We start from the raw sequence: 13,490 nt of genomic DNA, 5'->3' as shown, positions 1-13,490 counted from the left end.
ATCGCTACAGAACAGCGCAGGCTTCTTCGGTGGCGGTGATGGTCAGTCTCGCTCGCGCATCATTGCGCAGCAGCACGCACAGGTAGCCGCCCGTCAATTCCCCGGGGCGGGGATTTTCTTGCCACAGGGGCGGCAGCGGCACCGTGGAGGCGTGTTGCGCATCGGCGCCGGCATCGTTCCATGTGATTGCGATGGGTCGCTCGGGCTTCTTGCCGAGGAAGCAGAAGGAAGGCGTGGATTGCGATTGCCGCAACGCGGGCCCGGTCTCGCAATGGCCGACACGCACTGCCTGCACATCGTGATCGCTCCGATTGACGGCGACGATCTTCGTCCATGGCCACGGCTCCTGGAACGGGCTCAAGGTCTCGGCGCTTGGGATCGCGCACCCGGACAGGGCGCTCGCGGCTGCGACGGCGACGAGGCCCGCAGCGATAGGGGAAACAGCATTCATTGGGGTCAGCAGGTCGGGCGAGCCTGGACTACACCCGAGCGATGTACGACGGCGGACAGAGTAGGTCAGGCACGCCGCGGGGGCTATCAAAGGAATTCGAAAAGCGCCGCTGCACCGGGCGCGGATCCATGCCGCGCGCCCGGACTTTCGAAGTTCTTTGATAGCCGCGACCGACCCGTTGCCATAAGGTGTGCGCTCCATCCAGACGTGACCGGCCGCGCCGGTGCGCGTCGTCGGCATCCGAATCCAATCGAAGGAACCTGCAGACATGATCAACAACTGCCGCCCGGCCGTCCGGGCCTTTGGCATTGCGCTGCTGATCGCGGGCGCCGGGCAAGCGTATGCGCAGCTCTTGCGCGGACTGGAGCCACAAGGTCTGCGAGATCGGCCCGATGCGTGCGCGCAAGCCGGACCTGCCTCGACGCCTGCGGTCTGCCGCGCTGCCAGCGAGCCCGCCAGCAGCAAGTACAACCTTCTGTACGCCGACGATGCGTTAGCGGACGAAGGCGAGGATGAATCCCCATTCCACCGGCACGCGGGACCCGCGCGCGATGACGCCTACTGGGGCGGCCCGCGCAACGAGGCAACCGGCTCCTGACCGGCCGGTGCATTGTGCAATCGAGCGCCAACGCTCCATCCCAAGGCAACTCAATGAAATTGCGCCCCTATCTGCTGGCGGGCATCGGCCTGCTGGCATCGAGCGAACCTGCTTTCGCATCCGTACTCAGTGGCAAGGCCCTGGAGACCGCGGCCAATGCCATCTCCTGGGTGGTTCTGATCTTCGTGCCGGTGGCAGGCCTTTACCTGTTCTGGATGCTGCATATCTGGCCCGAGAAGGTCGCACACCGCAAGCGTCATCCGCAAAAGGAAGCCATCCATGCGCTATGCCTGCTATCGCTCTTCTTTGGGGGGTTGCTGTGGCCGCTGGCCTGGCTCTGGGCGCACACGAAGCCCGTGTTCTACCGGGCCGCGTACGGCACCGACAAGGCACCCGAAGACGATGACGCGCCGGGCAATGGCAAGGTTCCGCCGACGCAGGTAGCGGGACATGATTGCGCTTGCGGGCCGAGGAACGTCGTCACCCTGGGCGCATCCACGATGGACATCACCAGCGGCATGCACGCCGGAAAGGAGCGGATCTGAATGGATGCGCTGCTGCTTGCTGTCTACGCGCTGGCCGTCTGGCTGATTTTCTTCAAGTTCAAATGGCTGCCCTGGAACACGACTACCATGGTCATCGTGTTCACGATTCCTGTGGTTGCGATGACGATGCTGGTCCTTACGCTCAACGTGGTGGCCCCGTCCTCCCATGACGTACGGGTGGTGGGCAAGGTCCTGCAGGTGGTGCCTCAGGTCCGCGGCCGTATCGTCGAACTGCCGGCCGAAGGCAACCGGCGCTACAAGAAGGGCGATGTCCTGCTGCGGATCGATCCGACTCCCTATCAGGCCTCGGTCAGGCAACTCGAAGGCAGGCTGATGGCCGACGATGCCGCGCTGGCCGAAGCCGAGGCCTCGGCGCGCCAGCTCAGCGAATCGGTGCGCGGCGCGGCGGGACGGGTCAGCACTGTGCAGGCCAGGCTGTCGCTTGCCCGCCAGCGGGTCAAGGAGCATGACGCGCTGCTTGCGGCGGGGGCCGGCTCGAAGTTCGACCGCGAAGATGCACTGACCCGCCAGCGTGAACTGGAGGGCGAGCTGGTCAGCGCGCAGGCCACCGAGGATGAGGCCCGGCAGAAGCTGTCGGCCCGAAGCCAGGGGGAGTTTGCCGCCATTGCAACGGCACGCGCGAAGCGGGCGGAAACCGAAGTCATGCTAGAGAACGCCCGCTGGGAGCTTGAGCAGACCGTCTACCGGGCGCCCTCTGATGGCAAGGTCGTGAACCTGCAGGTGCGCGTGGGCACCATGCTCGTGCCGTTTCCGTTCTCGCCGGCGTTCAGTTTTGTCGAGGATCAGCAGGAGGTCGTTGCCTTCTACAACCAGAACGAGCTTTACAACGTCAAGGACGGCGATCTCGCCGAGATCTACCTGCCGACGAGCCCGGGTGAAATCATCAAGGTGAAAGTCAATTCGATCGTCTGGGCGCAATCTCAAGGCCAGTTTGCGCAGGGCGGCATGATCCCGAACACCGGCGCCACCGATGCGGTGCCGAACCGGTTCGCGGTCAAGCTCGATCTGCGCGACGAATCCAGCGGGCTGATGCTTCCAGTTGGTGCCATCGGGGCGGGGGCGATCTATACGAAGCATATGGAGATGTTTCACATCATCCGCATGGTTTTCCTGCGCGTCAGTTCCAAGCTGAACTACCTGGTGTTCAAGCTTCACTAGGTTCACTCGATTTGAGATTTGCCAGAGATTTGGAAGAGGGAAGTCCATGTCGACGTTTCAACTGAACAAGACCTTGCTGCTGGCGCTTCCGGTCGCCATGCTTTGCGGCTGCGCCCTGCAGGCACCGCCCGAGGGCGCGGACCTTCGACGCCAGGCCGTGCCGGCGCTGGAAGAGCAGGCCACGTGGGCGAACGCGGCCACGGCCGGCGCCGCCGCCAATGGCTGGCTCGCAAGCTTCGACGACGCTGAGTTGCAGCGGCTGGTGCGCGAAGCCATTGCGCACAACGGCGATCTCCGGCTGGCCGCGGTGCGCGTGCAGCAGGCACAGGCGCTGGTCGACATCCAGCGCAGCGGTCTGCTGCCGAGCGCAGGCGCGAAGGGCAGGGCGGGCAATACGGAAACGCAGATTCTGTCGATCGGCGCGAGCTGGGAGATCGACCTCTGGGGACGCATCCGCGCCCAGTCGCGCGCCGCGGAATCGCAATATGCGGCCACGAGGGATGATTTTCTCTGGGCCCAGCGCGTGGTCGCGGCGACCACTGCCAGGGCATGGTTCATGCTGATCCGAAACGCGAAGCTGGAGGATCGCCTGCGGCAGACCGCCGCCATTCAGGAAGACCTGTTGCGGATCACCGCGCAGCGCGTCGAAATCGGGGTAGCACCGGAGACCGATCTGCTGGAAGCGCGGAATGCGCTGCGCACGCAACGCGACGCCATCGGGAAAGCCGAACTCGCCAGGAGCCAGGCGGCGCAAGCGCTGGAACTGCTGCTGGGCCGCTATCCCGCAGGAGCAATCACGACGGGGCCGGAGTTGCCGGCCATGCCTCCGGCACCGGCTGCGGGCTTGCCGGCGAACCTGATCGAGCGTCGGCCCGACCTGACGGCGTCGGCGCACCGTGTTGCGGCGGCCTTCGATATGCGGCAGTCGGCGCAGGCAGCGCGCCTGCCGCGGATCTCCATTAGCGCAGCCATCACCGGCATCCGTAGCGACGTGTTCTTGCTCAACCAGGCCGGCAGCCCGGTCAAGGGGCTCAATGGTTCGTTCTTCGCTCCGATCTTCACGGGTGGAGAACTTAAGGCCAGGGCGGACTACTACAGCGCCGAAGAGAAAGCCGCCCTGATCGCCTATGGCAACACCGCGCTGCAGGCACTGGGCGAGGTGGAGGCGGGATTGCAGGCCGACTCTGGTTATACCGAGCGCACGGGGCAACTGCGGGAGCGGGTGGATGAAATCCGTGTACTGGTGCAGCGAGAGGCGGCGCGCGCGGGCATCGGCGCCTCGGATACGCGGAGCCTCCTCAAGCAGCGGCAGGCACTTGTGGCCGCCGAGATGGATCTCATCAACGTGCAGGCCGACCATCTTAACCAGCGCATTGCGCTATTGCTGGCGTTGGGCGGTGACTGGCAGGACGCGATGCCGCCGTCCCAGTAGGGCTCGCCCTCGAGCACGGACGGGAAGCCAGGAGGGAACGCTGCCGAGGCCATCACGTGATCGGCATGCGCGGGGCCTGCGCGTAGTGCTTTTGCGTTCTCGCCCATTGCTCCCCCAGTTTGTCGTGGCACAGGAGTGGCTCTTCGGATACCGGAGCCCTGCGCTTGGCGGTGCATACCGATGGCGGAAGCAAGCCCTTCGGATTTACGCAGAATCCGGCAGCGCAGCGGCGCGCGGTGTTGCCTATGCTGGACAGAAGCGGTGACCCGGCAGGGCAGCCGCGTGGCCTCATCCCGTTTCAAGGAGACAACCATGGACAAGCGCTTGAGTGAAGAGGGTATGGATCTGATCTTTCGCGAGGCACGCACGCACAATGCGTGGCTGAACCGGCCCGTGAGCGACGAGACCCTGCGGCAGCTCTATGACTTGATGAAATGGGGGCCGACCAGCGCCAACTGCTCTCCCGCGCGCATACTGTTCCTGCGTACTCCTGAGGCCAAGCAGCGCCTGTTGCCCGCGCTGGCGCCGGGCAATGCGGAGAAGACCATGGCCGCGCCGGTCACCGCCATCATCGCCTATGACATCAAGTTCTACGAACTTCTGCCCAAGCTGTTTCCGCATGCGGACGCACGCTCATGGTTCGCCGACACGCCGGAACTCGCGCTCAGCACCGCGAGGCGGAACAGTTCCCTGCAGGGCGCGTACTTCATTATTGCCGCCCGCTCGCTGGGGCTCGACTGCGGGCCGATGTCCGGCTTCGACAGTGCCAAGGTCGATCACGAATTCTTTCCCGCGGATCCGAAGGAGAATGCCTTTCAACTCGAATACTTCCCGGATAGCCATGTGAAATCGAACTTCCTGTGCAATCTGGGCTATGGCGACCCTGCCAAGCTGTTCCCGCGCGGTCCGCGCCTGGAATTCGACGAGGCATGCAAACTGCTCTGAAGCAGGTGGTACAGCACGCCCGGGGCGCGGCGCGAACGCGGCACTGCGGTCGAGCCTGCTCACCCGGCATCAAGCGCCCTGGCTGCGCCAGTCAGGCTGGCCGCAACTGCAGCAGCGTCGGTACCAGCTCGGACACCGTGGGATGGATATGCATCGCGCGGCTGATGGTCGTATAGGGGGCTTTGGCATACATGATGTCGAGCAGTGAGTGAATCACCTCGTCGCCGGTCAGGCCGAGGATCGCGGCACCCAGGATCGTCTGGGTGTCCGCGTCGACCACGACCTTCATGAGCTGCTTGAAATACGGCGATCGGCCATGGCACGCTGAGACGATTCCTCATGCCATGGCACTGCTCATACTGCAATATTGGGAGCTCCATTGAGAACGATGCCGTTGGCAACAGCGATGGCTTCTCCCGACCGCAAATGACCGACCGCCAGAGAATAGGAACAACCATAGTCTATGTTTGCCTGGTCTTCCGAACAATACTGGTGGCGACGCTATTCGATGTGCTTAGCCCCGTCCTTCCTCTGATTGGCGCCGACCTTGCCGTCAGTGAGGCGAAATTTCAGGCCTTCTTCTCGGCGACCTTGATGGTGGGCGCGGCAGTTTTCCTTGTCGCGCCATGGCTGGTCGATCATATTGGCAGACTGCGCAGCGTAACCGTGAGCGCCGTAGGGGCCAGCTTGCTGGGCCTACTGAGTGCGGCTGCCCAAAGCTACCTGGCCTTTGCGGTGGCCCTGCTGGCATTGTTTGCGGTAAATGCAATAGGCGCAGTTGGAAACCGGGCCCTAATGCGTGACCTCTTGGCCCATGAGCGATACAGGAAACTATTTGCCTACGGGCAAGCCGCATTGGAGGCGACCAGCATCATTGCTCCATTGGCTGCCGGATGGATCGCCGCTGTGTGGGGGTGGCGCGCAATGTTTACAGCGTTCTGCATGCCTCTCCTCGCGGTTCCGGTGCTATTCGCAATATTTCCGCCTCCGGCCGGCGCGGCTGCTCATGATCTCCGGCCCTCCCGCGGGACGATGTCGCTTCGTGATTTGACTAGTCTTTGCATCACAGCCAGGATCCCGCTGATCCTGCTGTGTGCGACTCAAGGCGGCTATACCACTTTATTGGTGGTCAAACCATTCCTGTTGGCTAGTCTCTTCAACATGTCAGTCACCGAGATAGGGATCGTTTTTGCCGGCTTCGCAGGTGTCGGCGTGATCGGCTACCTGTGCTCCGGCGCGTTGATGGCACGCGTACCTGAGCGCAGCCTTGTTGCGGCCGGCATTTTATGTCTAGGCCTTTCCGCGCTTGGACTATTGCTCCTCTCGATCACCCAAGCGCACGCGCTGCCCCTTTTCCTGGCAGCATTGGCTGCTGCCCAGCTGGGTTACTGCCTTATCGTACCCGTTGCCAACGCATGGATCATGAATGTCGCCGCCGAGTATCGTGCCTTTGCCGCTGGCATGTTGGGCGGATTGCAGACGTTGACCGGCGGGGCTGTCGCGTTCCTGGCGGGTCTTGCCTACAACGATTCAGCACTGCCGGTCGCCGTTGTCTGTACGATCTCCTCGCTTGTTTCTGCTGCAACACTGCGGCGCGTGCGCTGACAGTCAGGTGCTCCGCACGCCGGACCGAGTAAAAGTCCATGTTTCAGTATGCAAACGCATAGCGTCGTGGTGTTGGCAATGTGATCTCAAGAACGCCAGAAGAGACTCGAGCCGGCGCCAGCGCCTCAACTGGCCCCGTACTGTACTAAGTCCGTAGCGACGATCGGCGATGGTGAAGATAACCACCCAGTGGCCGTTCTCTTCATGGTGGGCGTCAATGTCGTAACCACAACCAAGCAGAGTTGCCAGACGATGCAACTCCGCGATGGTGATAAGCGTACCGGCTGGTGCGCCGGATAACCCCTGCAGTGCGGGCATTGCGAACCTCCCTGAGGACCATGGCCCGCGGATGGGCATGTCACTGAACCTGAGCGGTTCGCCGGACGGGATCCGCTGTTGACCAGAAGGGCGCACTTACAGAGTGGTTCTTGTTTTCGGCTTGAGAAATCAGAACTTTCCCAAGACGGCCGAAGAAACATCTCAAGTTAGGCGTCTGCAACCGTCAGGGAGAGCTCTTGGACGCTACCGTCTGCAACGCGATATACACGATTTGCCGCCTGGACCAGCGCATGTCGATGCGTAGCCACGATCAGCGTTGGCACCCGCTCCCGGACACGCGCAAAGATGCGCTCCTCGCGTTGTGGATCGAGCGATGAGGTGGGTTCGTCCAGAATGAGGACCGCCGGGCGGCGCGCGAGCGCTCTACCGAGCGCGACGCGCTGGCGTTCCCCTCCTGACAGGTCCCTGCCTTGAATACCTAGCGGACGATCCAGGATGTCGTCGTTTCCGTCTGCGGCGATCTCATTCAACTCAAGCAAGGCAACGAGTTCGTGCAGCGCGCGGTCTGAAAGCAGGTTGTCACAGCCGTAGGTCAGATTCTCCCTGAGTGAGCCGGTCAGGATCATCGGCGCCTGAGGTGCGACAGCGACTTCGCTTGCGATATCGCTGACCGACAGTTTGCTGACGTCCGCACCAAATAGATGGACCGTGCCAGCCGAGGGGCGCACGAGTCCAAGCATCAGGTGAACCAGGCTCGATTTGCCCGCACCCGATGGCCCGATGAGCGCGACAAGCTCGCCCTGCCTGATAGTGATATTCACGTCCCGCAGAATCTGCTTTCCGGCTTGCGTGACAATTACGTTCTCGATGCGGCAGACTTCCTTCGCAGCATGGTCGAAGTGTACGCTGGATTCACTGCGCTCGATTGGCATCTCCAGCAGGCCAAAACCCTCGCGCAGCGCGAGATGGTTGCGGCGCAAATCGGACAGCGATCCTGCGAGGTTGGTGAATGGCATCGCCAGTGTCACGACGTAGCCAACAACCATGACGAAATCGCCCGCGCGAAGTACGGAGTGCGTGACGCCGTATGCAGTCGTCACCGAGAAAAGCGTAAGCAAGAGGCCGGTGCAGATGGCTTGCGCCGCGAGAAGAAGTGCGAGCCTGATGTTCCCGCGGGTGATCTTGCCGATATAGACATCAAGCGTGCGGTGCAACGCGGCATCTTCTCTCGCGTATGCCTTGTTGAGCTTGATGTCCAGCATGAATCCGAGTCTTTCAACAAGATGGCTCGACAGCATGTCGGCACCGCTGAAGATCTCTTCATGAGCGCTTTTGCTTTGCTCCGCGAGGAACCATGTCGCGGCAAAGAGAAGCAACACGGAGATGGCAAATCCGAGAGCGAACGCGCCGTCGGTCAGTTGCCACAGAACGACGCTGGAAAGTACCAACTGGAGAACAATCGGGATGATTGCCCAGAACACCGAAAACGTGATTGCACTGAAAGCGGCGCGGCTTCGCGCAATGACTGAGACCAGCTTGCCTGGGTCCTCGGCATTCAGGCGCGGGTAGTCAGCCCTGATCAGTCTGGCAAAGATGGCGCCGTGGAATGCGGCATCACACCCGGCGAGGACGGCCGCGAAGATCATCGCTTTCAGCCACTCAAAGGCGCGCGCGGTAGTCCAGGCGAGTCCGTACGCGGCTGCCAGAATCACCGGCATGCCGGTAGCGCCAAGCGTGGCGTCTACAGACAGAGCATTGGTTGTCTCACGCAAGAGGTAGGGAACAAGCGTTGATAATGCCGCAGCCAGCGCTACAAACACGGTTGCTCCGCAGAAATGGATTGGCAAGGCTGGGTACATTCTGACCGCGATTCGGTAGGCGAAGATCCAGTCCTTATACAAATCCAACAGAAACCTCATCGCGGGTCACCTTCGGAGATCGAAGTCATGCGGGGTCTCTGGACCAGATTTGTTCATTTCACACTGATTGAGACCACCTGCTCGCAGATTAAGGTGTGTTGCCAGACAATGATCGTCAGATTATTCGGAACATTGCAGAAGAAACTTCTGTCGATTCGCGATTTGCAGGGGAGGCAGGCTACGACGCCGTGAAGAATCCATGCGGACGCATCGCGAGAGCAACGCACAGATCGAGTTGACGGCGGGCGTGGCGGCCCTAAGGCAAGGCGGCTTTGCTGTTGCCTTGTTGCCCGCATCGAATCGCTCAATGTCATGACACCTACCACTGCATAATCGTGTAGTAGCCACATCCAAACACTGCCTGTCACAATCCGCCCACAACTGCATGAGGAGCGGGTGCCATGCCAGAGCGCAAAAGCCTGATCGAGGCGATGAGGACCGACGACAGTCTTCATGTTGACATACGGGTGCTTGAAGACATCGCCAGACTCGTGCCATTGGAAGAGATAGCCGACCGGCTGCATGCCCTATCGATACCGGGCATTCCATTGGGTGACATCTTGAAGTTCGCGTTGCTGAACCAATGGTTCCAGCACCACTGGCGTAGTGCACCCATCACGTCATCAGGCGCGCACATTCACCTGTTGTGGTCGAGTTGGATTTCTCAAGCCGAGGAATATGTCGACGACATACGCATGGTTCTTGAGGACATGCATGTCCGGCAGACCATCCTGGCGGGCGTTACGCGGGTCCAAGAGCTTCTGGCAGACAACGGCTTCTACGTTAACAACGGTGTCATCTTCAAAGCCGCAACCAATTGAAGGGGGATGGGATGTATAGCCGTGAGTTTTTTACGTCTGAGAGCATTTCGTACCTGAGTTCACGCTATCACCACAGCCATACGGATCTGCGCTCGGATTTGAACAAGAACGGGATGCTCGTGGACAGCATCGTGCCAAGCGACCTGATGGCGATCTCGGGCCGTGGTGCAATGATACTAACCAACGCCGGCCCGCTGATCGACTTCCAATCCATGACCGTAAACTGCATCCTCGGTCAGAACGATCCCTGGGTCAAGCTGCAACAGATTGCCTATCTCGCAAGCGATCGCCCGTCATTCCACACCACGAAGCTCGGCAGTGAGCTCTATTACAGCCTGCCTCAACGGCTGATCAATCTCGGCGTCGGCGGCATCAAGGACGCTGTGGTTAGCCATAGGCAATGCAACGGCTCCGATGCCGTGGAACATGCGATCAAGGCGGCCAGTGTGGCGCATCCCGACCGGCGATTACTTGTTTCCTTCGAAGGGTCGTATCACGGGCAAAACCTGACCGCATACACTGTCTCGCACGTCCAACGCAGACACAAGTTCCTGGCGGAAAGCAACAGCGTCGTCTACCTGCCGGCGCCAGACGGTACCGACAGCATTTACACGGACTACGGCCTCAGCGCGCGTGAGCGGCAAGCACTCGATCAGCTAGAGTTGATCGCGCCGAATGTCTTCGCGGTAATCGTCGAACCCATTCAGATGAACAACGGCGTTCAGCCCTATTCTTCGTCGTACCTGAGGGCGTTGCAGCAGGTATGCGCGTTGCATGACATCTGCCTGGTCTATGACGAGATCCAGACGGGATTTGGCTGGCTGGGGAAGATGAGCGCGGCCGAGTATCACGGCGCGCCTCCAGATATCGGTGCGTTCGGCAAGGCGCTGACAGCCGGCAATGGCCCCCTCGCACTGACTATTGCAAATCGGCGCTACCGGCATATGGAGCAAGGCACGGCATCGAAGACAAACGGCGCCGACGTTAGAGCACTGGTCGCGGCGCATGCCGTGGTCGACCGACTGGTGGGCATTCCGGAGGCAGCCATTCCCGCTTTCCTCGGTCCGCAGTTGCGTGCCGAACTCGCGCGCGGGCTGCTTGCCGACGTTAACGTAAAGGCGACCCACCTGTGGGAAAGGCTCTGTTCGATGGCGGAACGGTTTCCAAACACTATCGCTCGCGTCAAGGGTGGCGGTCTGATGTGCGGTCTGGAACTAGTGGACGCTACAGGCTCACCCTCTCCAAGGCTAGCAGACGTGGTCATGGAGTCATGCTTCCGATCAGGCCTTTTCCTCCGTATCACCAGGCACGCGCTGATCGTAAAGGTGCCTCTCACGATCACGATGGAAGAGTTGGACCGCGGCTGCGACATACTCGCGGCACGCATTGGCGAAGCGGCATACCGCTAAGGACGACAGCATGCATGACAAGAACAGGAATGCCTACAGGACCCTGCTCCGGAACCAGAACTGGCCAGGCTTTGAATACTACCGCAACGACATCCTTTGCCACCGCCTAGGCGACATCCTGGCCGACCTGGAAGATCAGATTCCGCGGTGGAATGCCGCGCTGCTTGCTTCTTTGATGCGGGAAGGCGATCTTGCTTCGTCGCTGGAAATCCTGCGCGCGCTGCGTTTGGCGCCAGGCAAGATGAATGACCTAACGTTGCCGCTTCCCGCTCATTATCCTGTCCTCTACGACATCGCCGTGGCCGCTGCTCTCGATACATCGTGCACGCCCTTGAGTCCGCGCCCGGTTGAGCAACTCGACGAGCTTTTGCACGGCCATGGCGACGCACGCGAGGTGCTCGGTTGGTTCTGGGAAGGTGCGGGTCCGGTCCGCGAGTGGCTTGACAACATCGGCTGGAACATTGGCACGGCATTCGATAGATCGCTCGATCTTCCTGGCCTCCATTCCTTGGTGCGCGAAGGCCTTGTCCGGCAATCACGTTTGCCCGGCGGTAATCCGGTAGTCATCAAGCGCGATAATCCAGCCAAGGCCGGACGCCTTGCAAGGGAACTCAGGAACGTGGCGGAGATCGTGGCGCGACTCGACCTGAAGGATCATCTGACAGTGCGACCGCTCGACGACAACGGCGCTGTATCGTTTGCCGTCGTACGGCCACTCGCGGTCATACGTACACTGAGCGATGGCGTGTGCTATTCGGTCATGCCGCTCGTCAGGCATCCTACACTGGAAACAGTGCTAATGACGCAGACGAACGCGTCGGGGCGGGGCGCACTGCTGCGCAAGGCCCGCCTGTTGCTAGATTTTCTCTACGCCAATGGCATCGTCTGGGGCGACATGGCGCCACGGAATATCCTTGTCGAGCAGACGGCCGGCGCGACCACCTTCCACATCCTGGACTTCGAAAAGACAGACGTCGTCGATTGCCCAGTATCCGCAACGCTGCGCGAGACACATGCTAGAGGCCCGATTTTCGTGGAAGAGTTCGGTGCGATTTGCAGCACGGACGAGGTACGACAAGCATTCCATCCGTACTTCGATCCCGAAGGCTGGGACCTCGAATCGAAGGCGCCTCTGGCGCTCTTGAAGCCAAAGCGCGAAATCATGGATCTGATTGGATATCGAGCAAATTCCGTGTCCGTTGGGCAATATAACCGCATCGAACTCGAAGTGCTCCCGGCACGCTTCCCCCAATGTGGGGCAGACGGCCAGCCACGACACCCTCTGCATGTCAGCTTCCGGGTGGACCACTACCTCGATGCAAACCATGATCGGATGACGACCGAAATCCTCATGCGGGCCGCGTCGCGCCAGCAGCTCTGCGAAGTGGTGGATGTGCTCGACGAATCGCTCAAGCTGCTGGAGAACGCGATGTTTCTGCGACAACTTCTGCGATTCATCGCTTTCCGTGTCGACAGCTTCGATGAGGAGATAACGACCCGGCGAGCAGAGCTCTCGGCACTGATTTGGCATTTATATCGGGTATCCGACGATGGGCGCCATTTTGCGAACCTCCTCCGCAACGCAAGCATCAGACATAGACTCGAATACAACCGAGCCAGCGTCGGCAACGCAGCGGAAGACGGCGGCCGGCTGCAACGCCTGAACGCGGCGCCGACGCTGGCCCTTCTGCGCGACGGCCTGCCGCGTCTACTAAATGGAGCGGGTAACGTACTGGTAGTTCTACACGGTGGCCTGGCCCGCGAAGAGTTCGGCCCTGCCTCTGATATTGACATCGGGGTCTTCTGCCAGGATCCGGCACTGGCCGCGCGCGTGCGCGAATCCATCGGCAAGTGGGCCGGCACGGAGCTCACATTGTCAGTGGAATTTCTGCCAGTCAGCAATATTGAGGTTATCGGCGGATACGCTGCCCAGACGCCGGACAGCATCGTTGATTTCCTCTGCGGTGAGGTACTCGCCGGCCCCCCGGATCTTGCCAGCCGCTATCGGGCGAGCGTGGCCGCATTGTGTCAGGACGACGCCTGCAAGTTGGCCGCAAAGCAATATGTAGGCCGGTATGAGTCCATGGGCGATAGCCTATCCGCAAAGCGAATGCTCGAACTCCTGTACCTGCGTGGATTTGTGGGCAACGTTCTGCATGACGGTGCGTCGCTTGCCGCAATCGAGTCAGAACGCGCCCCTTTGCTATGGCGAAAGAACGAGGAAGCCTTCGCCACCGCCGGAAAGCCGGCATGGTCGGCGAAGTCTGAAAATTGAATTGACCCGCCTCGGTGCAGCGCGGTAGCCGG

General features: G+C 61.0%; 11 protein-coding genes and 2 pseudogenes. 9 read left to right on the top strand and 4 right to left on the bottom strand.

Annotated elements, in window-relative coordinates:
- Nucleotides 1–4 precede the first annotated feature (4 nt).
- Complete coding sequence (locus MKD50_RS22715) at nt 5–721, bottom strand: hypothetical protein (protein ID WP_252668752.1); 717 nt, start codon at nt 719–721, stop codon at nt 5–7.
- On the opposite strand from MKD50_RS22715, the gene MKD50_RS22710 reads away from it, so the two are divergent.
- Genes MKD50_RS22710 through MKD50_RS22695 form a run of 4 tightly spaced genes read left to right on the top strand, consistent with a single transcriptional unit; the run spans nt 720 to nt 4,205 of the window.
- Nucleotides 720–1,049 (top strand): hypothetical protein, encoded by a 330-nt coding sequence (locus MKD50_RS22710; protein WP_252668751.1) that lies wholly within the window; start codon nt 720–722, stop codon nt 1,047–1,049. The two genes, MKD50_RS22715 and MKD50_RS22710, sit on opposite strands and share 2 nt — an antisense overlap.
- 53 nt (nt 1,050–1,102) lie before the next feature.
- Entirely contained in the window at nt 1,103–1,594 is a 492-nt protein-coding gene (locus tag MKD50_RS22705) for a DUF3302 domain-containing protein (protein ID WP_115704828.1), read from the top strand.
- Complete coding sequence (locus MKD50_RS22700) at nt 1,595–2,773, top strand: HlyD family secretion protein (RefSeq protein WP_240072640.1); 1,179 nt, start codon at nt 1,595–1,597, stop codon at nt 2,771–2,773.
- A 46-nt stretch (nt 2,774–2,819) separates the two neighbouring features.
- Complete coding sequence (locus tag MKD50_RS22695; protein WP_252668750.1) at nt 2,820–4,205, top strand: TolC family protein; 1,386 nt, start codon at nt 2,820–2,822, stop codon at nt 4,203–4,205.
- On the opposite strand, the pseudogene MKD50_RS30740 reads toward MKD50_RS22695, so the two are convergent.
- Nucleotides 4,181–4,270 (bottom strand): annotated as a pseudogene (locus MKD50_RS30740) (patatin-like phospholipase family protein); the annotation flags it as partial. The gene MKD50_RS22695 and the pseudogene MKD50_RS30740 sit on opposite strands and share 25 nt — an antisense overlap.
- 247 nt (nt 4,271–4,517) lie before the next feature.
- Between MKD50_RS30740 and MKD50_RS22690 the strand changes: the two are divergent.
- Nucleotides 4,518–5,150: a malonic semialdehyde reductase gene (locus tag MKD50_RS22690; RefSeq protein ID WP_115704825.1), complete on the top strand. Its 633-nt coding sequence runs from the start codon at nt 4,518–4,520 to the stop codon at nt 5,148–5,150.
- Between the two features lie 91 nt (nt 5,151–5,241).
- Here the strand turns inward: MKD50_RS22690 and MKD50_RS22685 are convergent.
- A pseudogene (locus MKD50_RS22685) lies at nt 5,242–5,439 on the bottom strand (oxidoreductase dimerization domain-containing protein); the annotation flags it as partial.
- A gap of 137 nt (nt 5,440–5,576) precedes the next feature.
- On the opposite strand from MKD50_RS22685, the gene MKD50_RS22680 reads away from it, so the two are divergent.
- A complete protein-coding gene (locus tag MKD50_RS22680) occupies nt 5,577–6,755 on the top strand; it encodes an MFS transporter (protein ID WP_252668749.1) in 1,179 nt (392 codons plus the stop codon).
- A gap of 485 nt (nt 6,756–7,240) precedes the next feature.
- Here the strand turns inward: MKD50_RS22680 and MKD50_RS22675 are convergent, their stop codons facing one another.
- Nucleotides 7,241–8,953, bottom strand: a complete 1,713-nt coding sequence (locus MKD50_RS22675; RefSeq protein ID WP_252668748.1) for an ATP-binding cassette domain-containing protein — start codon at nt 8,951–8,953, stop codon at nt 7,241–7,243.
- Nucleotides 8,954–9,354: 401 nt separating this feature from the next.
- Here MKD50_RS22675 and MKD50_RS22670 point away from each other — a divergent pair, with 401 nt between their 5' ends.
- The 3 genes from MKD50_RS22670 to MKD50_RS22660 are packed head-to-tail and all read left to right on the top strand — an operon-like array spanning nt 9,355 to nt 13,458.
- A complete protein-coding gene (locus tag MKD50_RS22670) occupies nt 9,355–9,774 on the top strand; it encodes a hypothetical protein (RefSeq protein ID WP_252668746.1) in 420 nt (139 codons plus the stop codon).
- A gap of 11 nt (nt 9,775–9,785) precedes the next feature.
- Nucleotides 9,786–11,183: an aminotransferase class III-fold pyridoxal phosphate-dependent enzyme gene (locus MKD50_RS22665; RefSeq protein ID WP_252668744.1), complete on the top strand. Its 1,398-nt coding sequence runs from the start codon at nt 9,786–9,788 to the stop codon at nt 11,181–11,183.
- Between the two features lie 10 nt (nt 11,184–11,193).
- Entirely contained in the window at nt 11,194–13,458 is a 2,265-nt protein-coding gene (locus tag MKD50_RS22660) for a nucleotidyltransferase domain-containing protein (protein WP_252668743.1), read from the top strand.
- The last annotated feature ends 32 nt before the right edge of the window (nt 13,459–13,490 follow it).

It is taken from the genome of Cupriavidus mimosae (assembly GCF_023952485.1).
Taxonomy (GTDB): Bacteria; Pseudomonadota; Gammaproteobacteria; order Burkholderiales; family Burkholderiaceae; genus Cupriavidus; species Cupriavidus taiwanensis_C.
This window is presented reverse-complemented; position numbering and strand designations above follow the sequence as displayed.